Source organism: Streptosporangium becharense (assembly GCF_014204985.1).
In the GTDB taxonomy this organism is placed as follows: Bacteria; Actinomycetota; Actinomycetes; order Streptosporangiales; family Streptosporangiaceae; genus Streptosporangium; species Streptosporangium becharense.
The window spans coordinates 7,137,301-7,159,964 of record NZ_JACHMP010000001.1; the positions used below are offsets into that span (position 1 = coordinate 7,137,301).

The 22,664-nt window shown below is 72.6% G+C and carries 23 protein-coding genes; 14 read left to right on the forward strand and 9 right to left on the reverse strand.

Annotated elements, in window-relative coordinates:
* Window positions 1–2: 2 nt before the first annotated feature.
* Genes accD through F4562_RS30910 form a run of 4 tightly spaced genes read right to left on the reverse strand, consistent with a single transcriptional unit; the run spans window position 3 to window position 4,507 of the window.
* Complete coding sequence (gene accD, locus F4562_RS36535) at window positions 3–1,727, reverse strand: acetyl-CoA carboxylase, carboxyltransferase subunit beta (RefSeq protein ID WP_184540161.1); 1,725 nt, start codon at window positions 1,725–1,727, stop codon at window positions 3–5.
* The gene (locus tag F4562_RS30900; RefSeq protein ID WP_184540163.1) at window positions 1,724–1,987 is read right to left on the reverse strand and encodes an acyl carrier protein; all 264 of its coding nucleotides are present in this window, start codon (window positions 1,985–1,987) and stop codon (window positions 1,724–1,726) included. The genes accD and F4562_RS30900 overlap by 4 nt, the downstream gene beginning before the upstream one ends.
* A gap of 43 nt (window positions 1,988–2,030) precedes the next feature.
* The gene (locus F4562_RS30905) at window positions 2,031–3,242 is read right to left on the reverse strand and encodes a ketosynthase chain-length factor (protein ID WP_184540165.1); all 1,212 of its coding nucleotides are present in this window, start codon (window positions 3,240–3,242) and stop codon (window positions 2,031–2,033) included.
* Window positions 3,239–4,507, reverse strand: coding sequence for a beta-ketoacyl-[acyl-carrier-protein] synthase family protein (locus F4562_RS30910; protein ID WP_184540167.1), 1,269 nt, complete (start codon window positions 4,505–4,507; stop codon window positions 3,239–3,241). The genes F4562_RS30905 and F4562_RS30910 overlap by 4 nt, the downstream gene beginning before the upstream one ends.
* A 611-nt stretch (window positions 4,508–5,118) precedes the next feature.
* On the opposite strand from F4562_RS30910, the gene F4562_RS30915 reads away from it, so the two are divergent.
* From F4562_RS30915 to F4562_RS30940, 6 genes are all read left to right on the forward strand, one after another.
* Window positions 5,119–5,958, forward strand: coding sequence for an AfsR/SARP family transcriptional regulator (locus F4562_RS30915; RefSeq protein ID WP_184540169.1), 840 nt, complete (start codon window positions 5,119–5,121; stop codon window positions 5,956–5,958).
* Between the two features lie 230 nt (window positions 5,959–6,188).
* Window positions 6,189–7,157 carry a quinone oxidoreductase family protein gene (locus tag F4562_RS30920; protein ID WP_184540171.1) on the forward strand — a complete coding sequence of 323 codons (969 nt, stop codon included), beginning with the start codon at window positions 6,189–6,191 and terminating at the stop codon, window positions 7,155–7,157.
* A 38-nt stretch (window positions 7,158–7,195) separates the two neighbouring features.
* Window positions 7,196–7,972, forward strand: a complete 777-nt coding sequence (locus tag F4562_RS30925) for an SDR family NAD(P)-dependent oxidoreductase (protein ID WP_184540173.1) — start codon at window positions 7,196–7,198, stop codon at window positions 7,970–7,972.
* 16 nt (window positions 7,973–7,988) lie between these two features.
* On the forward strand, window positions 7,989–8,927 hold the full coding sequence (locus F4562_RS36540; RefSeq protein WP_184540174.1) for an aromatase/cyclase: 939 nt from the start codon (window positions 7,989–7,991) through the stop codon (window positions 8,925–8,927).
* A 20-nt stretch (window positions 8,928–8,947) separates the two neighbouring features.
* The gene (locus F4562_RS30935) at window positions 8,948–9,394 is read left to right on the forward strand and encodes a nuclear transport factor 2 family protein (RefSeq protein ID WP_184540176.1); all 447 of its coding nucleotides are present in this window, start codon (window positions 8,948–8,950) and stop codon (window positions 9,392–9,394) included.
* A gap of 10 nt (window positions 9,395–9,404) precedes the next feature.
* Window positions 9,405–9,908 (forward strand): nuclear transport factor 2 family protein, encoded by a 504-nt coding sequence (locus F4562_RS30940; protein ID WP_184540178.1) that lies wholly within the window; start codon window positions 9,405–9,407, stop codon window positions 9,906–9,908.
* A 309-nt stretch (window positions 9,909–10,217) separates the two neighbouring features.
* Here the strand turns inward: F4562_RS30940 and F4562_RS30945 are convergent, their stop codons facing one another.
* Both F4562_RS30945 and F4562_RS30950 read right to left on the reverse strand, forming a co-directional pair.
* The gene (locus F4562_RS30945) at window positions 10,218–11,153 is read right to left on the reverse strand and encodes an MBL fold metallo-hydrolase (RefSeq protein WP_184540760.1); all 936 of its coding nucleotides are present in this window, start codon (window positions 11,151–11,153) and stop codon (window positions 10,218–10,220) included.
* Complete coding sequence (locus F4562_RS30950; protein ID WP_184540180.1) at window positions 11,153–11,452, reverse strand: antibiotic biosynthesis monooxygenase family protein; 300 nt, start codon at window positions 11,450–11,452, stop codon at window positions 11,153–11,155. Before F4562_RS30950 ends, F4562_RS30945 begins: the two co-directional genes overlap by 1 nt.
* Window positions 11,453–11,707: 255 nt before the next feature.
* Between F4562_RS30950 and F4562_RS30955 the strand changes: the two genes are divergently transcribed.
* From F4562_RS30955 to F4562_RS30965, 3 genes are read left to right on the forward strand one after another with little or no spacing between them, the layout of a single operon-like run.
* Window positions 11,708–12,808 carry a phosphotransferase family protein gene (locus F4562_RS30955; protein WP_184540182.1) on the forward strand — a complete coding sequence of 367 codons (1,101 nt, stop codon included), beginning with the start codon at window positions 11,708–11,710 and terminating at the stop codon, window positions 12,806–12,808.
* 25 nt (window positions 12,809–12,833) lie between these two features.
* The gene (locus F4562_RS30960; protein ID WP_184540184.1) at window positions 12,834–13,355 is read left to right on the forward strand and encodes a flavin reductase family protein; all 522 of its coding nucleotides are present in this window, start codon (window positions 12,834–12,836) and stop codon (window positions 13,353–13,355) included.
* 39 nt (window positions 13,356–13,394) lie between these two features.
* Window positions 13,395–14,480, forward strand: a complete 1,086-nt coding sequence (locus F4562_RS30965) for an LLM class flavin-dependent oxidoreductase (protein ID WP_184540186.1) — start codon at window positions 13,395–13,397, stop codon at window positions 14,478–14,480.
* A gap of 168 nt (window positions 14,481–14,648) precedes the next feature.
* On the opposite strand, the gene F4562_RS30970 is transcribed toward F4562_RS30965, so the two are convergent.
* Window positions 14,649–15,386: an SDR family NAD(P)-dependent oxidoreductase gene (locus F4562_RS30970; RefSeq protein WP_184540188.1), complete on the reverse strand. Its 738-nt coding sequence runs from the start codon at window positions 15,384–15,386 to the stop codon at window positions 14,649–14,651.
* Window positions 15,387–15,505: 119 nt separating this feature from the next.
* Between F4562_RS30970 and F4562_RS30975 the strand changes: the two genes are divergently transcribed.
* The 5 genes from F4562_RS30975 to F4562_RS30995 are packed head-to-tail and all read left to right on the forward strand — an operon-like array spanning window position 15,506 to window position 20,487.
* Entirely contained in the window at window positions 15,506–16,582 is a 1,077-nt protein-coding gene (locus F4562_RS30975; RefSeq protein ID WP_184540190.1) for an LLM class flavin-dependent oxidoreductase, read from the forward strand.
* 27 nt (window positions 16,583–16,609) lie between these two features.
* Window positions 16,610–18,052, forward strand: a complete 1,443-nt coding sequence (locus F4562_RS30980) for an MFS transporter (RefSeq protein ID WP_184540192.1) — start codon at window positions 16,610–16,612, stop codon at window positions 18,050–18,052.
* On the forward strand, window positions 18,049–19,257 hold the full coding sequence (locus F4562_RS30985) for a cytochrome P450 (protein WP_184540194.1): 1,209 nt from the start codon (window positions 18,049–18,051) through the stop codon (window positions 19,255–19,257). Before F4562_RS30980 ends, F4562_RS30985 begins: the two co-directional genes overlap by 4 nt.
* A gap of 10 nt (window positions 19,258–19,267) precedes the next feature.
* A complete protein-coding gene (locus F4562_RS30990) occupies window positions 19,268–19,480 on the forward strand; it encodes a ferredoxin (RefSeq protein WP_184540196.1) in 213 nt (70 codons plus the stop codon).
* Window positions 19,481–19,482: 2 nt separating this feature from the next.
* A complete protein-coding gene (locus tag F4562_RS30995) occupies window positions 19,483–20,487 on the forward strand; it encodes an NADP-dependent oxidoreductase (protein ID WP_184540761.1) in 1,005 nt (334 codons plus the stop codon).
* A gap of 239 nt (window positions 20,488–20,726) precedes the next feature.
* On the opposite strand, the gene F4562_RS31000 is transcribed toward F4562_RS30995, so the two are convergent.
* Both F4562_RS31000 and F4562_RS31005 read right to left on the reverse strand, forming a co-directional pair.
* Complete coding sequence (locus F4562_RS31000; protein WP_311733902.1) at window positions 20,727–21,836, reverse strand: winged helix DNA-binding domain-containing protein; 1,110 nt, start codon at window positions 21,834–21,836, stop codon at window positions 20,727–20,729.
* Window positions 21,833–22,579, reverse strand: a complete 747-nt coding sequence (locus F4562_RS31005) for a TetR/AcrR family transcriptional regulator (protein WP_184540198.1) — start codon at window positions 22,577–22,579, stop codon at window positions 21,833–21,835. Before F4562_RS31005 ends, F4562_RS31000 begins: the two co-directional genes overlap by 4 nt.
* Between the last annotated feature and the right edge of the window lie 85 nt (window positions 22,580–22,664).

The window sequence follows — 22,664 nt, forward strand, 5'->3', positions numbered from 1 at the left end:
CGTCAGTGTCGCAGCGGTACGTGCTCCAGGGAGGAGCGGTCGCCGTCGGCGGGCCGGGCGTCCGGCGGCGGGCCGGAGCCGAAGCGGCGGAACCTCGCCCGCCGCTCCCGGACCAGCCGCTCGGCGGGGCGGCGGACGAGGTCGCCGAGGCGTTCGGCCAGCGCGCGCTCCACCAGCTGGGCCGCCGCGGCGTGGTCGGCCCCCATGCCCCCTTCGGGCTCCGGCAGCACGGCGTCCACGACGCCGAGCCGGAGCAGCTCCCGGGAGTGCAGGCGCAGGGCCGCCGCGGCGCGTGGCGCGTCGGCGGCGTCACGCCACAGGATCGACGCGCACCCCTCGGGGCTGATCACCGAGTAGACCGCGTCGGCGCAGATCAGCACCTCGTCGGCCACTCCCAGGGCCAGGGCACCGCCGCTGCCGCCCTCCCCGATGATCAGTGTCAGCACGGGCACGGGAAGCGACGCCATCAGGCGCAGGTTCGCGGCGATCGCCATCGCCTGGCCGTGCCGCTCCGCCTCCAGCCCGGGGTGCGCTCCCGGCGTGTCGACCAGGGTCACCACCGGCAGCCCCAGTTTGGCGGCGAGCCGCATGAGCCTGGCGGCCTTGCGGTAACCGTGCGGTGAGGCCATCCCGAAGTTGCGCGCGTTCAGCTCGGCGCCGTCGTGCCCCTTCTGGTGGCCGATCAGCATCACCGGCCGGCCGCGGAGCCGTCCGACGCCGCCGACGATCGCGGGGCAGTCGCCGCCGATCCGGTCGCCGTGCAGCTCCTCGAAGTCCCGCAGCACCCGGCGGGCGTAGTCGAGCGTGGTGGGCCTGCGCAGGTCACGTGCCCGGCGGACCTGCGTCCAGGGGTCCATGTCGGGCAGCAGCCCGGGGTCGCGCACCAGCCCGCCGTCACCCGGCGGCGGGGGGCCGCCCGCCCGGCCCCCGGCGGCCAGCAGGCGGCCGAGGGTCGGCCGCAGCTCCGCGCGCGGCCGGACCAGGTCGATCAGGCCGTGCTCCAGCAGGAACTCCGCGCTCTGGAAACCGGGCGGCAGCGGGCTGCGCAGCGTCTGCTCGACGACGCGCGGGCCGGCGAAGCCCAGCCGGGCTCCGGGCTCGGCCACGACGACGTCGCAGAGCGTCGCGAACGACGCGGCGACCCCGCCGTAGGTCGGGTCCGTCACCAGCGAGATCGTCAGCACCCCCGCCTCGTCGAGCAGGCCCAGCGCCTGGCTGGTCTTGGCCATCTGCATCAGGGAGAGCGCGCCTTCCTGCATCCGCGCGCCGCCCGAGGCCGTCACCAGCAGCAGCGGTGTGCGCTCCTGGAGCGCGGTCTCGGCCGCCCGGGTGATCAGTTCCCCGACCGCCGAGCCCAGGCTGCCGCCGAGGAAACGGAAGTCCATGACCGCGGCCACCACGGGGTGCCCGGCCACGGTGCCCCGGACGCAGACCACGGCCTCGGCCAGCCCGGTGGCCCGGCGGGCCCGGTCGAGGCGTTCGGCGTACGGGACGGTGTCGTGGAAGGCGAGGGGGTCGTGGTCGTCGGCGACGGCGGGCAGTTCCCGGACCGAACCCGGGTCGAGCAGGTGGGCGATCCGCTGGGGGGCGGTGAGCGGACCGTGGTCGCCGCACTCGGGGCACACACCGAGGTTGCGGTCCAGGCGGGGGCCGTACACGGGCGCCCGGCACCGGCGGCACAGCACCCACCTGCGGCCGGTCGTCCCCGCCTGCCCGGTCCGGGTCACGGGGTGCGGGCGGTGAGCGCGGTGTTGACCAGTGCCAGCAGCTCCCCGGGGGTCATCTGCGCGTCCAGCACCGTGTCGTCGGGCAGCTTGATGCCGTAGCTGCGCTCGATCACGCTGGACGCCTCCAGCAGGGCGAGCGAGTCGTAGCCCAGCGTCTCGAAGGAGGAGTGCAGGGAGCCGCCGTCCATGTCGGTGCTCTCGTCCTGCCCGGCGCACTCCTGCATGATGCGCCGCAGGTCGGTGATGGTCAGTTCCGGCATCGTTTCTCCTAGGACGTGATGGGTGATGTGTTCCGCCACCGTCTCAGCGCCGGACGACCAGGGCCGCGTTGAAGCCGCCCAGGCCGCGGGCGAGGACGAGGACGTTGCTGAGGTGAGCCTCGCGGGGACGGTCCACGACGAGGTCGAGGCCGTGTCCGGCACGCGGGCGGCCGACGTTGACCGTGGGCGGGATGCGCTGGTCGCGCAGGGCGAGCAGGGCCGTGGCGACGTCCAGCGCCGCCCCGCCCGAGTACAGGCGCCCGGTCATCGTCTTGGGGACGCTCACCGGCACCCCGCCCCGCCCGAACAGGCCGGTGATCGCCTCGGCCTCCACCCGGTCGAGCTCCGGCACGCCCGCGCCGTCGGCCAGGACCAGGTCCACGTCCCCGGGGTCGAGCCCGGCGTCGCGCAGGGCCGTCTCCGCGGCCCTGCGCAGGCCGGGGGGCCGCCCGGAGCGCGGGTGGGGGTCGAAGGTGGCGCCGTAGCCCGCGACGGCGCCGTAGACGGTGGCGCCCCGGTCCGCGGCGGCGGCGGCGTCCTCCAGCACGAGCAGCGCCCCGCCCTCCCCGGGCACGTACCCGCAGGCCGCCTCGTCGAAGGGCAGGTAGGCCCGGCGCGGGTCCGCCGAGCGGCTGACCCTGCCGTTGGCGAGCTGGGCGATCCAGCCCCACGGGCACAGCGAGGAGTCCATCCCGCCGGTGACCATGATCGGCGTCCCCCTGCGGATCTGCCGCCTGGCCATCGCGAACGCGTCCAGCCCGCCCGCCTGCTCGGTCACCACGACGCCGCTGGGCCCCCGCATGCCGTGCCGGATCGAGATCTGACCGGTGTTGACCGCGTAGAACCACGCGAACGACTGGTAGGCGCTGACGTGCTCGGGCCCGCGCTTCCACAGCGCCTCCAGCTCGCGCTGGCCGAACTCGAAACCGCCGAACGCCCCGGCGGTGACGACCCCCATGCCGAACTCCGGCATCTCGGCGGGACGCAGCCGCGCGTCGTCGATCGCCCATGCGGCGGCGGCGAGCGCCAGGCGGGTCATCCGGTCCGTCTGCGGCAGCAGCCTGCCGGGAAGGTGCTCGCGGGCGTCGAAGCCGTTCACCTCACCGGCCAGCGCCGACGGGTAGCGGCCCGCGTCGAACGCGGTGATCGGGCCGATGGCTCCCCGGCCGGCGAGCGTCGCGGCCCAGTGCTCGTCCGCACCCAGGCCGGTCGGCGCCGCCACGCCCAGCCCGGTCACCACGGGGTGCGCGCTCATCGTCCCGCCCCGTCCGGGCGGGCCAGCACGGCGGCGCTCTGGAAACCGCCGAACCCGCTGCCGACGCTGAGCACGACGTCCAGCTCGCGCTCCCGGGCGACCAGCGGGACGTAGTCCAGGTCGCACTCGGGGTCGGGATTGTGCAGGTTCGCGGTGGGTGGCACCACGCCGTGTTCGATGGCCAGCGCGCAGGCGGCCAGTTCGATCGAGCCGATGGCCCCCAGGGAGTGCCCGATCATCGACTTGATGGAGCTCACCGGGGTGCGGCGGGCGTGCTCGCCCAGGCTCAGCTTGAACGCCGCGGTCTCGTGCCGGTCGTTCTGTTTGGTCCCGGAGCCATGGGCGTTGACATAGTCGACGTCACGGGGATCGACGCGTGCCTCGTCCAGCGCGGCGGTGATCGCCCTGGCCATCTCCCGGCCGTCGGGACGCAGGCCCGTCATGTGGAAGGCGTTGCTGCGCGAGGCGAAACCGCGGACCTCCGCGTAGATGTGGGCACCCCTGCGGCGCGCGGCGGACAGCTCCTCCAGGACGAACATCGCCGCACCCTCACCCAGGACGAACCCGTCGCGGGTGCGGTCGAAGGGCCTGGAGGCGTGCGCCGGGTCGTCGTTCCTGGCGCTGGTGGCCTTGATGGCGTCGAAGCAGGCGACCGTGATGGGGGAGATCGGCGCGTCGGTGGCGCCGGCCAGCATGACGTCCGCCGACCCTTCGCGGATCAGCTCCACGGCGTGGCCGACCGCGTCGAGGCCGGAGGTGCAGCCGGTGGATATCACCGCGGCGGGCCCCTCGGCCCCGGCGGCCCAGGCGACCTCGGCGGCCATCGGCGTCGGGGTGAGGTAGCCGTACAGGTGGGGGACCGCGTACTCGTGGTCGACGTCCCACCGGCTGCCCCCGTCGCTCACCACGACGTACTCCTGCTCCAGGCCCGTCGTGCAGCCGACCGCGCTGCCCACCGTCACCCCCGTCCGGTGCGGGTCGCGCTCGCCCGGCTCCAGGCCGCTGTCGGCCAGGGCCTCCCGCGCGCACACCACGGCGAACTGCACCGCGCGGTCCATGCGGCGGATCTCCTGCGGACCCAGCCCCTCCTGCGCCGGATTGAAATCACATTCGGCGGCAATTCTCGAACGAAACGGCGCAGGATCGAAGAAGGTTATTCCGCGAGTCGCCGTCTGGCCGGAGGAGATAAGCCGCCAGAAATCCTTGGTGTTCGCGCCTCCCGGTGCTCGCACGCCAATTCCGGTGATGACCACTCGGCGTCCCAATGCGAATTCACCCCTTGTTGCAAATCAGCCGGCGTTCAACCGCGCGGCCTCTGTGCACCAGCCTGGCGGCGGTACCTCGAATCTCACTAGAGAAACGGGCGAGCGGGGGCCGCCGCGGAGGGTGAGGGTCGGTCGCGAACGGTGACGACCTTCGTCACGGTATGGCTCATGTTGATCACGCTCCGCCAGGCGGTGAGGTGGTGGTCGGGTCCGCCCCGGAGCCCCATGCCATTATGGATTGCTGATAATCGACCGTGAAAACTGTATATAACTGCCGGAGACTTCACGCTTCCCGTGGTAGGGGCCCGGTGCCGCAGCCGACCCGGTGCCGGGCCGGCGGATCTCGCCGGTGTGAGGCAGTCGAAACCGGGGATTGACAGCGAGGCAGATCTCTTAGATAGATGTGGAGGTCCGTATTTTTTCCCATTCCGGGAAATGTGGGGGTAGACGGAGGCCCTGGGGCGAGGGCTAACTCGGAAAGTGTTCATCGGCGTGCACCCTGGCGGAAAGATCAGATCTTTACCGTTGCAGGGGGGCTTTCTGCTGGCCGCGGCGCGCCGGCGGTCAGGCAAGGCGAGTACATGCTCGACTCAATGTGAGGGGACCGACTGGTGGAGATCGGTGTTCTGGGATCGCTCGTCGTTCGCGTAGACGGAAAGTCGGCGCTGCCGTCCGCGCAGAAGCCGAGGCAGGTGCTGGCGTTACTCGTGCTCAATGCCAACCGCGTCGTCCCCATCGCCGCCCTCAGCCGGGAGTTATGGGACGACAAACCACCGCAAAGCGCCATGACGACCCTGCAGACCTACGTACTTCACATCCGCAAGATCCTCGGCAAGGTGCTGGGGATGACATCGGCGCAGGTCGGCAGGGAGATTCTCGTCACCCGTCCGGGGGGCTACATGTTCAGGGTCGAGCCGGGTGCGCTCGACCTGCACGTCTACGAGCAGCGGCTGGCCGAGGGCCGGGCCGCGCTCGCCGTGGGCGACAACCACCGGGCGGCCCGGTTGCTGTGCGACGCGCTCACCCTGTGGCGTGACCCGCCGCTGGTGGACGTGCAGCCGGGCCGGCTGCTGGAAGTCCAGATCAGAAGACTGGAGGAGTCGAGGCTGAGCGCGCTGGAGCAACGCATCGAGGCGGACATGCGGCTCGGCCGCCACCACGACATCGTCAGCGAGCTGATCGAGCTCGCGGCCGAGCATCAGCTGCACGAGACGGTGCACGCGCAGCTGATGCTGACCTTCCACCGCTGCGGACGCCGGTCGAACGCGCTGACCGTCTTCCGGATGCTGCGCCGCTCGCTCTACGAGGAGCTCGGGCTCGAACCCTCGATGAAGCTGGAACGCCTTCACCAGGCGATCCTGTCGTGCGATCCGGTCCTCGACACGCCGTCCGACACCGGAGCCCTGCTGCTGCTCGACCGCCTCGCCGAAGGCATGGTCCGCAGCGCCTGACGGCGGCGCCGGGCCGGCTACCGCGCCGGCCACCCGGAAGGGGGCGTGCGTTCCTCCACAAGAGGGACGCACGCCCCCTTTCACGTCTCACGGGCCGACCGGCCGCGCGCCGCGCGAGGAGGGGAAGCGGGAACGGGTTCTCCACCGGCGGTCCAGCCGGGTTGGATCGGTTCTCGAGCCGCCGTTCCTAGCGTGGATCCCATCGTGAGACGGCGACCGGGAGAGGTGCTATGCGTACCGTCCGCTATGCGAGTTACGGTGACCCCGACGTCCTGCGGATCGAGGAGGTCCCCACCCCCGCGCCGGGACCGAACCAGGTGCTGATCCGCACCGAGGCCATCGGCGTCAACTTCGTCGAGACCCAGCGCAGACGGGGGCAGGGCCCGTTCCCGCCCGCCCTGCCCGCCTCGCCCAACGGCGACGTGGTCGGCACCGTCGAGGCCCTCGGCCCCGAGGTCACCACGGTCCAGGTGGGCGACCGGGTGGCGGCGACCGTGATGGACAACGCCTACGCCGACCAGGTAGTCGCCGACGCCACGTTCCTCGTCCCGCTGCCCGAGAAGCTGGACGCGGCCCAGGCCAGTGTGCTGGCCTCCCCGGCGCAGGTCGCGCTGTGCGTGCTGCGCGTCGGCAAGCTCGCCCCCGGTGAGACGATCCTGGTCCACTCGGCCTCGGGCACCATCGGTCACCTGACCACCCAGCTCGCCAAGATCCTCGGCGCCGGGAAGGTCCTCGGCACGGCGAGCACCCCGGCCAAGCGGGAGTTCGCCCTCCGCTACGACACCGACGTGGCCATCGACTACGGCAGCGACGAGTGGGCCGACCGGGTGCTGGAGGAGACCGGCGGACGCGGCGCCGACGTGATCATCGACGGGGTGGGCGGCGACACCTTCCTGCGCGGGCTCGACGCCCTCGCCCCATGGGGCCGGCTGGTCTTCTACGGCGCGGCCCAGGGCATGCCGTCGGTTCCGGCGATGCGGCTGCTCGGCATGAAGTACGTCGTGGGCAGCGCCTTCTACGAGTGGTGGCGCCACGAGCCCGACGCGCTGCGCAAGGGCCTGAACGAGCTGATCGGGTACGTCGCCGACGGCCGGCTGCGCGTGGCCGTGCACGCGACCCTGCCGCTGACCGAGGCCGCCCAGGCACACCGCATGATCGAGGACCGCGCGCACACCGGCCGCCTGCTGCTGGTGCCCTGACCGCCTCACCGGAGAGCACCGGAGAAAGGAACAGCGTGATGGAAGGTTCGCTCGCACTCGTCACCGGGGCCACCAGCGGCATCGGACTGGCCGTGACGCGACGGCTGGCCAGGGCCGGCCACCGCGTCTTCGTCTGTGCCCGCACCCCGGACGCCGTCGAGACGACCGTCAAGGAGCTCACCGCGAACGGCTTCGCCGCCGACGGGGTGGCGGCCGACGTCCGCTCCGTGGAAAGCGTCCGCGACTTCGTCCGCACCGCCGTCGAGCGGTACGGGCCGGTGGACGTCCTGGTCAACAACGCCGGCCGCAACGGCGGCGGGCCCACCGCGAAACTCGCCGACGAGCTGTGGCTCGACGTCATCGACACCAACCTGAACAGCGTCTTCTACGCCACCCGCGAGGCGCTCACCACGGGCGGGATGCTGGAGCGGGGGAGCGGCCGGATCATCAACATCGCCTCGACCGGTGGCAAGCAGGGCGTCGTCCTGGGAGCCCCGTACTCCGCCTCCAAGCACGGCGTCGTCGGGTTCACCAAGGCCGTCGGCCTGGAGCTGGCCAAGACCGGGGTGACCGTCAACGCCGTCTGCCCCGGATACGTCGAGACGCCCATGGCCGAGCGGGTGCGCAAGGGCTACTCGCAGGTCTGGGAGATCACCGAGGACGAGGTGCTCCAGCGTTTCAACGCCAAGATCCCCCTCGGGCGCTACTCCACCCCCGAGGAGGTGGCGGGCCTCGTCTGGTACCTCACCACCGAGGACGCGGCGCCCATCACCGCCCAGGCGATCAACGTCTGCGGCGGGCTCGGCAACTACTGACCGCCAGGAGGCGCAAGTGACGCTCCACGAGACCGAGCACTCCGTCGTCGTCGACGCCCCGCCCAAGGTCGTCTTCGACCTGGTGGCCGACGTCACGCTCTGGCCCCGCATCTTCCCGCCGACGATCCACGTCGAGCACCTGGACCGCGACGCGTCGCAGGAGACCATCCGCCTGTGGGCCACGGCCAACGGCCAGGTGAAGACCTGGACGTCCCGCCGGACCCTCGACCCCGCCGGCACCAGGGTGGGCTTCCGCCAGCAGGTGTCGCAGCCGCCGGTGGCGGCCATGGGCGGAGAGTGGATCATCGAACCCCTCGGCCCGGGGCAGGTCAGGGTCCGGCTCACCCACGACTACCGGGCCGTGGACGACGACCCGGAGGCGGTCGCCTGGATCGCCGCGGCCGTCGACCGCAACAGTGGCGCCGAGCTGGAGGCGCTGAAGAGAGCCGCGGAACAGCCGCAGGACCTGGCCTTCTCCTTCGAGGACAGCGTCCACGTCGACGGCCCGATCGAGGCGGCGTACGCGTTCGTCCACGAGGCGGGCAGGTGGGCCGAACGGCTGCCGCACGTCGCCCGGGTCGACCTCAGCGAGGAGGTCGAGAACACCCAGATCCTGGAGATGGACACGCGGACCGCCGACGGATCCGTCCACACCACCCGGTCGGTCCGCATCTGCTTCCCCGGCGAGAAGATCGTCTACAAGCAGCTCAGGACCCCGGCGTTGTTGACCGCCCACACCGGCCGCTGGACCTTCACCCGCGACGGCTCGGGGGGCCCGGGGGGCACGGTGACCTCCGGCCACACCGTCGAGATCGCCCCCGCCGCCGTCACCACCGTGCTCGGCGCCGGCGCCACCGTGGAGGACGCCCGCGCCTTCGTCCGCAAGGCGCTCGGCGCCAACAGCCGGGCCACACTCGCCCACGCCGCAACCCACGCCCGAAGCGCCGCCCGCTGAGGCCACACCCAGGAGGAACCATGACTCAGCCGACCGTGACCATGGAGTTCGTCCCCGCCGAGACCTACCAGCGCATCCAGCAGTTCTACGCCCGCCACATGCAGCTCCTCGACGACGGGGCGGCCGAGGAGTGGGCCGAGACCTTCACCGAGGACGCGTTCTTCGAGCAGAACGTCAAGGACGAGCCCTGGCGCGGGCGGGAGCAGATCGGGACCCGGCTCCGCCGCGGCATCGACGCCATGGGAGACAGCGGCGTCCAGCGGCGGCACTGGTTCGGGATGATCAGCGCCCGTCCCGGTGAGGCGGCGGGGGAACTGCGCACGCGCTACTACGCCCTGGTGCTGGAGACCCCCGCCGGAGGCGCCCCCAGCGTGCGCCTGAGCATCGTCGGTGAGGACGTCCTCGTCGAGGACGACGGAGCGCTGCTGGTGAAGTACCGCTCCATCGCCCACGACGGGGCCGTGTGACGGACGGGACGTGCGTTCGCTGACAGAGCCGGGGGGCTACCGGGCGGTTCCGCCGCCCGGCGCCTCCGGCGCATCCATCGAGACACTCCACCAGAAGGTCAGGCAGTTCTACGTCCTGCAGGCGCAGCTGCTCGACCGGGGTGACGTCGAGGCGTGGGCGGCGACCTTCACCGAGGACGCCGTCTTCGTCCAGTCCAGCCACCGGGACAGGGTGTTCGCCGGCAACTCCTCTCCCGAGCGGAGGGGCCGGCCCGCCATCGCCCAGGCCGCGGGCCGGGGGGTGGCCGCCCGCGCGGCCACCGGCGTCACGCGGCGCTACTGGGTCGACGCGCACACCGTGCGCCGCTCGTACGACCTGACGCTGCGCACGAGGTTCAACGCCCTGCTGATAGAGACACCGGCCGGGGGACCGTGCCGGATCTTCCTGAGCGTCGCCGGGGAGGACATCCTCATCCCGCACGGCGGCGCGTGGCAGGTGAGCCGAAGAACGATCTTCCACGACGACGCGGGCTGATCCGCCCGCCGCCCGGCAGGGCCGCCCCAGGCGACCGTGCCGGGCTTCGGGCGACACCGAACGCCGGGCGACACGGAACGGGAACCCCACCATCCCCACCGCCCCCACCGCGGCCCCGGCCGCCCGGCCCGCGGGCGACACGGAACGGGGACGGTACCGCACCGGTACCGTCCCCGTTCCGTGTTCCGCGGTCACTCGCTCGCGCCGTTCTGCATCCCGCGGTCACTCACTCGCGCCGTTCTGCATCCCGCGGTCACCTGCTCGCGCCGTTCCGTGTTCCGCGCATCCGCTCCGCGCACGCCGCGGCGGTCAGGCCGTGCAGCGCAACGGGCTCCCGCCGTTGTAGGCCACCATCTCCCGCATCACGGGTGCGGAGGGGATGCGAGCCCCGGCGGGCAGGCCGCACTCCTCCGCGTACGCCCGGTGCAGGTTGGCGACCAGCCGCTCGGCGTCCAGCAGCGCGGCGAACGGCCCCAGCTCGGCCCGCCTGGCCGCCTCCAGCGGCGGCAGGCCGGCGGCGAGCCCGGTCCGCGCGACCTCGGACAGCCAGGTCAGGTACGCCTGCGTCTCGTCGAAGACGTCCGGGCCGCGCAGCGACCCGTGGCCGCACACGACGACCTCGGGCTCGAGCGCCCGCAGCCGCGCCACGGCCGCCGACAGGCCCTGTACCGATCCCATCAGCACGAACGGGGTGCAGCCCGACAGCACCAGGTCACCGGCGAACAGCACCCGCTCGGCGGGCAGCCAGACCACCACGTCGTTGGTCGTGTGCGCCGGGCCGACGTGGAACACCTCGACGCGCCGGTCGCCCAGGTGCACGGTGAGCGCGTCCCGGAACGTCACCGCGGGCGGTTCCACCCTGATGTCGCCCCACTCGACCCCGGGCCACATCTCACGCAGCGCGAGGCCCCGCTCCACCATCTCGGTACGGGCCAGCTCGTGCGCGATCACCGTCGCCCGGGGGGTGAACAGGTGGTTGCCGAAGGTGTGGTCACCGTGGCTGTGGGTGTTGACCACCGTGCCGACCGGGAGCGGGGTGACCGCTGCGACGGCGTCACGCAGAGCGCGGGCCCGCCCCTCGGTCGCCGCGGTGTCGACGAGGAGCACCTCGCGCTCGCCGACGACGAACCCGGCGTTGTTCAGGCACCACCCGCCGTCGGGCTGGACGTAGGCGAAGACGCCCCGGTCCAGCCGTTCGACGGCCGCGCCGTAGGCGGAGGCGGTGCCGTGGCCCGGGACGCGCATCACACGACGGACGGGGAGCCCTCCAGGACGACCTCCGACAGGTGCGGATCCCCGGTCACCACCCCCGCCAGCCGCTTGAACTGCGCGCGGAACTCGGGGTCGGCCACCGACTTCTCGAACTGCTCGCGGCTCTCCCACTCGGCGAGGTTGAAGTAGACCGAGGCGTCCTTGGTCGACCTGACCAGCTTGTACCTGATCAGACCGTCCTGCTTCATCATGAAGGCCGCTATGTCGGCGTAGATGGCCTCGAACTCCTCGGCGGAGCCGACCAGCGTGAGCTTGTTGACGAACACGACCATGTGCGTACCTCTCTCGCGGGTGATCTCCTCCACCTTGGGCGAGCGGCGTCGAAGCCCGATCGAGGAACGCTCGAGCCCGGATCGAGCGCCGTCTCCGCCGCACCCGCGCCGTGTCACGATGCGAGGGCGGCCCGCCCTCCCGGCGGCCGGCCCTCCACGATCCGTCTTCCCCGGTGGCCGGTTCTTCCCCCGGCCTTCTCTCCCGGCGGCCGGGCCTCTCCCCGGCGGCCCGCCCCCGACGTCCGGAGGTCACCCATGCCCGTGCCCCAGCAACGCGATCCCCAGCTCACCCGGCGCCGCCTGACCACCTGGCTCGCCGACCGGCTCCCCGACGCCGCTGACCTGCGCCTGACCGAGCTGACGATCCCGCCGTCACGGGGCTTCGCCAACGAGACGCTCATCGTGCGCGCGCGGACCGCCACCCGGGACCACCACCTGGTGGTCCGGGTCGAGCCGGCCGCGCACCGCGTCTACCCGCGCGGCAGCCTCGACGCCGAATACCGGCTGATGCGCGGCCTGGCCGCGACCGGCACGGTGCCGGTGCCCGCCGTCCACTTCCACGAACCCGACGCCTCCGTGCTGGGCGCCCCCTTCCTGGTCATGTCGTTCGTCCCCGGGGACGTGCCGGGCGACCTGCCCTCCTATCACTCGGCCGGTTGGCTGGCCGAGCTGGAACCGCGGCGCCGGGCGGAACCGTGGCGTGCCGCGCTGGCCGCCCTCGCCGCCGTCCACCGCCTGCGGCCCGGCGACCTCGGCCTGGGCTTCCTCGACCGGCCCGCCTTCGGCCCCACCGGCACCGCGCAGGAGCTCGGCTACTACGCGGCCCACCTCGACTTCTTCGGCTGCGCCGACGAGCCCGTCCCGCTCGCCGCGCTGGAGTGGCTGAAGGCGAACCGGCCGGCCGGGGAGGCGGCACCCGGCCTGCTGTGGGGCGACGCCCGGCTCGGCAACATCGTCTTCCGCGACCTGAGACCGGTCGCCCTGCTCGACTGGGAGATGGCGGCGCTCGGCCCGGCGGAGATCGACCTGGGTTGGTTCCTGTGGATGGACCGGTTCCTGAGTGAGGGGATCGGCGTCCCGCGCCTGGCGGGCCTGCCCGGCCGCGCCGAGACCGTCGCCGAGTTCGGGCGTCTGCTCGGGCGTCCCGTGCGGGACCCGCACTACTACGAGGTGCTCGCGGGCTTCCGGTTCGCCCTGATCACCGCGCGGGTGCAGCGGTTGCTGGACACCTCCGGCACGCTGCCCCCCGGCGTCACCGTGCCCCTGCACGCCAACGCCGTCCGGCTGCTGGCGGCCGTGACGGGAACGGGTGAGCCCGCCGCGACGCGGGTCAAGTCCGGCTCGACCTCGCCTTGAGAGGCGGCTGCGAGCCTGTCGAATCATGGCTGTCGATGCGAATGTCTTCCGTGAGGTCTTCGGAGCGCTGCCCACCGCCGTCGCCGTCGTGACGGCCAACGGCCCCCACGGGCCGTCCGGGCTGGCCTGCAACACCGTCGCCGCGGTGTCGCTGCGTCCGCCGCTGCTGCTGGTCTGCGTCGACCGCGGCTCGCTCACCCTGGGAGCGATCAGGGACTCGGGCGCGTTCGTGGTCAACTACCTGCTCGCCGGCCGGGGGGAGCTGTGCGACAGGTTCGCCGGCAAACTCCCGGACAAGTTCTCCGGCGTGTCCCACGTCGCGTCGGTGGTCGCCGCGGGCGCGCCCGTCCTCACCGAGGACTCGCTGGCCGTGGCCGAGTGCGTGCTGACCGAGGCGGTCGAGACGGGGGACCACTGGATCCTCATCGGGCTCATCGAACACGCCACCGTCTACGGCGGGACACCGCTGACCTACTTCCGCCGCCGGTACGACTCCTGGCCGGAGGCACGCCCGGCGGGCTCGGCCGCCGTCCGAGAGGTCGTCTGAGAGGACGTCGCCCGAGAAGACGCCGTCCAAGGAGGCATCGTGCAGTTCGGCATCAGCATCTTCCCCACCATCGGACCCGAGGACAAGAGCGGCCGGGACCACTTCCGCGACGCGCTGGAGCTCGCCCGGCTCGCCGACGAGCTCGGCCTCCACCACGTCAAAACGGTGGAGCACTACTTCTTCCGCTACGGCGGCTACAGCCCCGACCCGGTGACGTTCCTGGCCGCCGCCGCGGCCCGCACCCGCCGGATCCGCCTCGTCACGGGCGCCGTCATCCCGGCCTTCACCCACCCGGTCAAGCTCGCCGGGCAGCTCGCCATGCTCGACAACCTCTGCCGCGGCCGGCTCGACGTCGGCTTCGGCCGGGCCTTCCTGCCGGACGAGTTCGCCGCCTTCGAGATCTCCATGGACGACAGCCACAGCCGCTTCCGGGAGGGCGTGGAGGCGTGCCGCCGCCTGTGGTCGGAGCAGGACGTCGTCTGGGAGGGCGGCCACCACCGGTTCGGGCCGGTCACCCTGCTGCCCAGGCCGTTCCAGGACCCGCACCCGGGAATCCTGATCGCCACGTCGATCACCCCCGAGTCGTGCGCGGCGGCCGGCCGCGCCGGGTACGGCCTGATGATGGTGCCCTCGATCAACAAACGGGAGAAGACCCAGGAGATGCTGGCCCTGTACCGCAGGGCCCGCGCCGAGGCGGGGCACGACCCGGAGACCGGGGAGGTGCACATGAGCTACAACTGCTACCTCGCCGAGGACGGGGCGGAGGCCCGCCGGAAGGGACGCGCCTACTCCGAGGTCACCAACCGGGTGATGACGGACGCGGTCGCGGCGTGGGGACGCACCGGCAGCGCCGACTACCCCGGGTACGAGCGCGTGCTGGAGAAGGTGCGCGGCTCCGACTTCGACCGGTCCCTCGGGGAGAACAAGGTGCTCGTCGGCTCACCCGATGAGGTGGTGGAGAAGGTGCGCGTCATCCGGGAGTGGTTCGGCGACGTCACGCTCAGCCTCCAGGTCATCTCCGGGAACGTGCCGCACGAGGAGTCGGCGCGGACGGTGCGCCTGTTCGCCGAGCATGTGATGCCCCGCTTCACCGAGAGCGTGCCGGCCGGGACGCTCTCCGCCTGATCCCCGCCGGGGGACGCGCCGGCGTCACGCCGCGGGCCCGGCGTCCGGGGCCGGACGCGTCCCCGGACGCCGGCGCTCCGCCCGGCCGTGACGGCATGGGCCCCCGCCGTGACGGCATGGACGGGGCCGCCGCCGGTGCCGCAGGCCCGGCGGCGGCCCCGGACGGCACTACCAGCGCAGGCCGCCGTTGACCTCCATGATGTGCCCGTTGACGTAGGAGCCCTCGTCGCCGGCCAGGAAGACCGCCGCGGCGGCGACCTCCGCGCCGGTGCCCATGCGTCCCATCGAGATCTTGGTGCCGAACTGCTCCCACAGCGCGGTGTTCTCGCGCAACGCCCGGCCCATCCCCTCCTCGATGAAGCCGGGGGACAGCGCGTTGACCGTGATGCCCTTCTCGGCGAACTCCAACGCCCAGACCCGGACGAGCATGTCCACCGCCGCCTTCGTGGCGCAGTAGCTCGCGCCGGCATACACCGGGCGGGTGCTCAGCGCGGAGGAGACCGCGACGATCCGGCCGGAGCCGCTCTTCTCCAGGTACGGCAGGGCCGCTTGCACGCAGTTGAAGACCCCGGTCAGGTTGGTGTCGACGACCTCCGCCCACTGCTGCGCCGGCATGACCGCGGTCGGCGCGGGGCGGCTGATCCCGGCGTTGGCCACGAGCACGTCCACCCCGCCGAACCGCTCCGCGGTGGCCTCCACCATCGCGCGGACCGAACCGGCGTCACGCACGTCCGCCGGGTGGAACGCCACCGCCTCCCCGTACACGTCGGCCAGCTCGGCCACCGGGGCCGCCTCGCGCGCCGCGCACATCACCCGGGCCCCCTCCGCCAGGAAGGACCCGGCGATGCGCAGCCCGATGCCCCTGGTCCCTCCGGTGACGATCGCCACGCGTCCGTCGAGTCGCATGCATGCCTCCTTGATCGAGAGCCGGGGTGAGCGCGGGATGCGATCGTCCCCGTCCGTGGGGAACATGCTGTCTATCCGCTCTTGAGTTGCGCTCGAGCCCGGCTTGCGAGGCTGAGCGCGTGAAATTCGGCGTGCTTTTCTTCCCGACGGTGGGCCCGCAGGAGAAGTCCGCGGCCGACTACTACGACGAGGCACTGCGGCTGGCCGTGCTGGCCGACGAGCTGGGCTTCCACCACTTGAAGATCGTTGAGCACTACTTCTTCGACTTCGGTGGTTACAGCCCCGACCCGGTGACGTTCCTGGCGGCCGCCGCCGCGAGGACCAGCCGGATCCGCCTGTGCACCGGGGCGGTCATCCCCGCGTTCACCCATCCCGTGAAGCTCGCGGGCAAGCTGGCCATGCTCGACGGCATCTCGGGCGGCCGGCTCGACGTGGGCTTCGGCCGGGCGTTCCTGCCCGACGAGTTCGCCGCGTTCGAGATCCCGATCGACGAGAGCCGCGCCCGCTACGAGGAGGGCGTGGAGGCGTGCCGCCGCCTGTGGGCGGAGGAGGACGTCGTCTGGGAGGGTGACTTCTACCGGTTCGGCCCGGTGACGCTGCTGCCCCGTCCGGTCCAGCAGCCGCACCCGCCGGTCTTCTCGGCCGTCACCGCCAGCCCCGAGTCCGTGGAGGCCGCAGCCCGCGCCGGCCGCAACCTCCAGATCATCGCCGCGGTCTCCCCGAAGGAGAAGGTCCAGGAGATGCTGGACCTGTACCGCAAGACGCGCGCGAGCGCCGGCCATGACCCCGACACCGCCCGCGTCGAGCTCAGCTACAGCCTCTTCCTGGACGAGGACGGCGACGAGGCCCGCCGCGGCGGGCGCCACGCCGAACAGAAGTACGGCGAGAAGATCGCCGAGGCGGTGAAGTCCTGGAAGACCACGACCAGCACCGCCTACCCCGGCTATGAGAAACTGGCCGAGGCGGCGCTCAGGCAGGGGGCGACCTTCGACGAGCGGGTCGCCGCCAACCGTCTCCTCGCGGGAACACCCGAGGAGGTGCGAGCGCAGATCGACACCCTCGCCTCCTGGTACGGCGACGACGTCGACATCAGCCTCACCGTCCACTCCGGCCACCTGCCCTACGAGACCAGCGCACGGGCCCTGCGGCTGTTCGCCGAGCGGGTCACACCCGGTCCGGCGCCGCTGTCCCGCTGATCCCCCACGGAGTCTCACGAGGTGCCCATGTCCGCAACCCGGCACTGGTGGATGCTGGCGGCCATCGCCATCGCCCAGCTCACGGTCGTCCTCGAGATGAACGTCATGCCGATCGCGCTGCCCTCCGTCCAGGAGGAGCTCGGTGTCCCGGACGCCGAGAAGCACTGGGTGATCAGCGCGTACACCCTCGCCTTCGCCGGCCTGTACCCGCTGGCGGTGCGCGTGGCCGGCCTGCGCGGCAGGCGCCGCACCTTCGCCGTCGGCATGACCGGCTTCACCGTCGCCTCCGTCGTGGCGGGGACGGCCGCGACGGCCGGGACGCTGCTCGCCGCCCGCGCGATCCAGGGGGGCTTCGGCGCGTTCCTGCTGGCCCCGGCCAACCTCGCCTTCATCGGCGGCGCGTTCGCCGACCCGCGCGTACGGGCCCGGGGCATCGCCGTCTTCACCGCCGTGGCCGGCGGGGGAGGGGTGGCCGGCGTCGTCGTGGCGGGCCTGCTGACCGAGTACCTGAGCTGGCGCTGGTGCCTGTTCGTCGTCGTCCCCCTGGCGATCTTCTCCGTCACCGTCGCCTGGTACGCCTTCGGGCGGGACGTCCCCGCCGAGGGCCGCCGCCACTACGACCTGCCCGGAACGCTCCTGCTCCTCCTCGGCCTCGGCGCGCTCGTCGCGGGCGTCGGCGCCTTCGCCACGGCCGGGCCGGGGCTCGCCGTCGCGGTGCTGACGGTGGCGGCGCTGCTGCTGGCCGGGTTCGCCCTGACCGAGCGGGCCTCGCCGGCGCCGGTGCTGCCGCCCCGCATCGTGCTCGACCGCAACCGGGCCGGCGTCTACCTGGCGGTCTTCTCCGCGAACATCGGCACCTTCGGCGCCTACCTGCTGCTCAGCTCCCTCATGCAGGACGTGCGCGGATACTCCCCGCTCCAGGCGGGCCTGGCCTTCCTCCCGCTGAGCGTCGCGGTGCTTGCGGGCACCGCGGTGGCCGGCCGCCTGCTGCCCGGCCTCCGGCCGCGGGTCCTGCTGGGCGGCGGGCTGGCACTGGCCGGCCTCGGTGTGGGCTGGCCGGCGCTGGCCGGCCTCGACGGGGGGTACGCCGTGACGATCCTGCCCGGCGTGCTGCTGATGGGCCTGGGCGTCTCCTGGATCATGGTGCCCGCCAACGTCACCATCATGCAGGGCCTGGACCCCCGCGACGCCGGGGTGGCCACCCCCATGGTCAACGCCTCCACCCAGCTCGGCGGTGTGGTCGGGGCGCCGCTGCTGACCGTGGTCGCCGCGGTCGCCGCCGCCTCCGGAAGCGGGGACGGCGGCGTCGCGGTCGCCGCCGCGGCGGGCGGCGCGCTGATCCTCCTGGCCGCGGCCGTGGTCTTCGTCCTCGTCGACCGGGGACGCCTGGCCATGGGTCCCCCACCGCCTCCCGCGGCACCCGCGGCTCCCCCCGCAGACAACCTCGTCACCCCTGGAGATCGCCCATGAGCACCACCGGAGCCGCCACGGCCCCCGCCTACCCCTTCACCCACCGCGAGACCGTCCTGCACGCACCCAGCGCGCTCACCGAGTGCCGCCGGGAGCCCGCCATGCGGGTGACGCTGCCCAGCGGCGACGTCGTGTGGCTGGTCACCCGCTACCAGGACGTCCGCGTCCTGCTCTCCGACGAGCGGCTGAGCAGGAACCGCGACCAGCCGGACGCACCGCGCATCACCAAGGACAACTCGATGTTCCAGGACCCGAACGTGAGCCTGGACCCGCCGGATCACCCGCGCATGCGCAGGCTGGTCGCCAAGGCGTTCACCGCCGCCCGCGTCGAGCGCATGCGTCCGCACACCCAGGAGCTCGTCGACCGGCTGCTCGACGACACCGCCGCCGCGGGCCCGCCCGCCGACCTGCACCGGACGCTGACGTTCCCGCTCGCCATCACGACCCTGTGCGAGCTGCTGGGTGTGCCGGTGGAGGACCAGAAGGACTTCCGGCACTGGACCGACGCCTTCCTGTCCGTCAGCAAGTACACCCCCGAGGAGATCGGCCGCTGCCGCGGCGAGCTGTTCGCCTACATCGAGCGCCTGGTAGAGGCCAAGACGAACGAGCCCGGCGGGGACCTGATCAGCGCGCTCATCGCGGCCCGGGACGAGGACAGCAACCGGCTCAGCCACTACGAGCTGCTGTACTGGGCACAGGGGCTGCTGATGGGCGGGTACGAGACGACCGCCAGCCACCTCGGCGCGGCGATCGTCACGCTCCTGGCCAACCCCGGCCTGCTGGCCAGGGTCCGCGACGACCTGTCGCTGGTCCCGCAGGCGCTGGAGGAGATGCTCCGCCTGCAGGTGCTGTTCTCCTCCATGGCGGCGCTGCGCTACGCCAAGGAGGAGATTGAGGTCGGCGGGATGACCATCCCCCGGGGGGCGGGCGTCGTGCTGGCGATGGAGTCCGCCAACCGCGACGAGACGGTCTTCCCCGACCCCGAGACCCTCGACATCGACCGTCCCAGCCACCTGCACCTGGCCTTCAGCGCCGGACCCCACCACTGCGCGGGCTCGGCGCTCGCCCGGATGGAGATGCAGACGGCGATCACCTCGCTGCTGCGCAGGTTCCCCACGCTGAAGCTGGCGGTGGACCCGCTGGAGCTGCGCCGGGCCGAGGGCGGCCTGGTCGAGGGCTTCCTCGAGGTCCCGGTGACCTGGTGAGGAGCGGACCGTGCGCGTCGAGGTGAACCCCGACAGCTGCTGCGGCAGCGGCGTCTGCGTCGTCTCCGCACCCGAGGTCTTCGGCGAGGACGAGGACGGGCTCGTCCGGCTGATCGACCCCGAACCCGCCGGCGACCTGCACGCCCAGGTCCGCCAGGCCGCCGACCGCTGCCCGACGGAGAGCATCCGCCTGCTGGAGAAGGATCCGGAGCCCGAGCCGTGAACATGGTGAACACCCAGGTGAGGCTGGCCGCGCGTCCCGTGGGCCTGCCCGGGGACGGCGACTGGACCGTCACCGAGGAACGTCTGCCGGCGCTGGAGACCGGCCAGGTGCTCGTACGCACCCTCTACGTCTCCATCGACCCGGCGATGCGGGGCTGGATGAGGGGCACCCCCTCCTACCTCCCCCCGCTGGGGCTCGGCGACGTCATGCGGGCCTGGACGATCGGCATGGTGGAGGACTCCCGCAACACGCTGTTCGCCGAGGGGGAGATCGTCACCGGGATGCTCGGCGTCCAGCGGTACGCCGTCACCGACGGCCGGGGGGTGACGAAGATCGACCCCGCGGAGGGGCCGGTTTCGGCCCACCTGGGGGTGCTGGGGGTGCCCGGACTGAGCGCCTACATCGGCATGCTGGACATCGGCCGCCCGCGCGAGGGCGAGACGGTGGTCGTGTCCGCCGCCGCCGGGGCCGTCGGCAACGTGGCCGGCCAGCTCGCCAGGATCCACGGCTGCCGCGTCATCGGCGTCGTGGGGGGCCAGGAGAAGTGCCGCCACGTCGTGGAGGACCTCGGGTTCGACGCCGCCGTCGACCGCCGCACCGAGGACGTCGCCGAGGCGCTGCGGCGCCACGCCCCGCAGGGGGTGGACGTCTACTTCGACAACGTCGGGGGAGAGGTGCTGGACGCGGCGGTCCGCTCCCTCGCCAGAGGCGGGCGGGTGGTGCTCTGCGGGGCCGTCAGCCAGTACAACTCCGAGAACGGCGTGGGCGGGCTGCCCGGCTACATCAGCCTGCTGATCAACCGTGCCCGGATGGAGGGCTTCCTGGTCTTCGACCATGCGGACCGCTACCCCGAGGCCCGTGCCCGGCTCCGGGAGTGGGTCAAGGAGGGCAGCCTGAAGGTGGTGGAGGACGTCGTGCCCGGCCGGGTCGTGGACTTCCCGCGGTTGCTGCTGCGCCAGTTCGACGGCGGCAACACCGGCAAGCTGCTGCTCCGCGTCGAGGACTGACGCCCGGCCGGACGGCGTCCCCGGCGGCCCCGAGGGCGCCGGTCCCGGGTCACTACGGCGTCAGGCGGCGGGCCGGCCGCCGTCCCACAGGGCCTGGTCCGGGTGGGCGAGGCGACGTGACGGCCGCCGTCGCCCCGCCCACCCGCCAGATCGCTTGCGCCGCCGCTCCGGCAGCCCGCCCGCCGACCCGGCGGACCGTGAACCGCCGGGCCTCGCCGGTCGCCGGCGCCGCCGGTGGGTCAGCCGGTCTGCACGCGCATGGTGAGATCGGTCCCGAGCACGCTCCCGAGCCGGTCGGCCTCGGCCTGGAGCTGTTTGCGGGGGACGTCGCACTCCTTCCAGACGGTGACCGACAGCGCGCCGTCCTCGGCGTTCCAGGTACCGCAGACCCGGCCCCCGCTCACCACGACGGGTGAGATCCATCCGGCGGCCTTGCTGATCTCCCCGCGCCGGGCGGAGGGGATGATCGCGGTGTCCTTGGTGCCCGGCCCCAGGACGTACTGGTCGAAGGCCGGGAGCAGGCGCACCGAGGTGGAGGGGGTGGCCGAGGCCAGGTCGTCGAGGTCCTCGGTGCGCGCGTAGGCCGCCTGCCCCTCGATCTCGACCTTGGTGAGCCGGTCGCCCAGGTCGGCGACCCAGGAACGCAGGTCGGCCTTGCGCAGGGCGCCGCGGTACAGCCACTGGTCGAACGCCTCGATCGGCGCGGGCCCGTAGGCCCCGAGGTAGGCGGGGATCGCGACCGCCGCGGCCTCCGCGGGCTCCGGCATGCCCGGCCACTTGGGCAGGTAGGTGTCGGGCCGGGTGAAGGTCACCCGGCCGCCGTCGGCCGGACCGTGGCACAGCACCCCCTGGAACGCCAGGGGCTTGAGCACCGCGCCCCAGCCGGAGCTCATGTGCTCGGCGATGTTCTCGTCGCCCGTCTTCTCGATCACCTTCGCGGTCAGTTCCTCGCGGCTGAGCACCTTGCCGTCCAGGACGTGATGGACGGCCTCGCCGATGGCCTCCAGCCGGTCGAGGGTGACGAAGTTGCGCTGCCAGGAACCCTTCTCCCAGCTGCGGGTCGAGGCCAGCAGGCTCAGGTAGGCGGCGGCCTCCTCGACGGGGAGCAGGTGCAGGGTGCCGCGCATCGCCCAGGTCTTGACCAGCTTCTTGTCTTCCAGGGCGTCCTTGACGCTCTGGCGGCGCGGTTTACGCTGCCGGACGCCGACCGCCGTCTGCGCCGAGGAGGCGACCTGCGCCTGCACTCCGCACAGCCGGCTCACGATCGCCACGGCGTCGTCGGTCTCCGGTTCCTCCAGCATCTGCCGGCGCATCCGCCAGGCGAGGACGTTGTCCCAGGTGATCTTCACGTGATCTCCTCACTCGGGTGCGGGGCGTGGCGGGCGAGCCCCTCGATGATCAGATCCAGGCCGAACTCGTAGCGGGCCTGTCCGTCGCCGGCGATCAGTTCGGCGGCGTGGGCGGTCAGGATCGGGAAGCGATCGGGCGGAAGGCTCGCGTAGTAGTCGCGGATCTGCCCGAAGAAGTCGCGTGCGAACTCCGGCACGTCCTTGCCGCTGGCCCGTTGCTGGGCGAGGAAGAGCGACGACTCGTACGTGGCGCCGGAGATGTAGAGCAGCAGGCGGTCCATGCCCAGGGAGGCGATCCGGACCGGCAGGCCGCCGGCCAGCATGATCGCGAGCATGCCCTCGGAGAGCCGTAGCGTGCCGGGGCCGGTCGGCACGTTGGCCAGGCCCGCGGCGGCGATGTCGGCGTGCGCCATCAGCACCCGCGCGCAGTCGAGCGCCAGTTCGCGGAGCTGCTCGCGCCAGCGGGCCGGATCGGGCTCGGGGACCGGGACCTCGCTGATCACGCGCTCGTAGATCAGCTCGATCAGTTCGTCCTTGTTGGCCACGTGGGCGTAGAGGGAGGCCGCCCCCGTCCCGAGGACCTGCGCGACCTTGCGCATGCTGAGCGCCTCCAGGCCCTCGGCGTCGAGGACGGACAGGCCGGCCTCCACGATCGCCTCCAGGGTCAGCGGCTGCCTGAGCGGCGCGCGAACCCGGGTTTTTCGCCAGGGCGGCTGAGGTATGGCTGTCGCCTGGTGCTCCATGCGAACATCGTACTTGACACGAACAGTGTTCGTTAATAAAACGATGCTTGCTCAACGAACACCATTCGACATATCGAGCACTGAT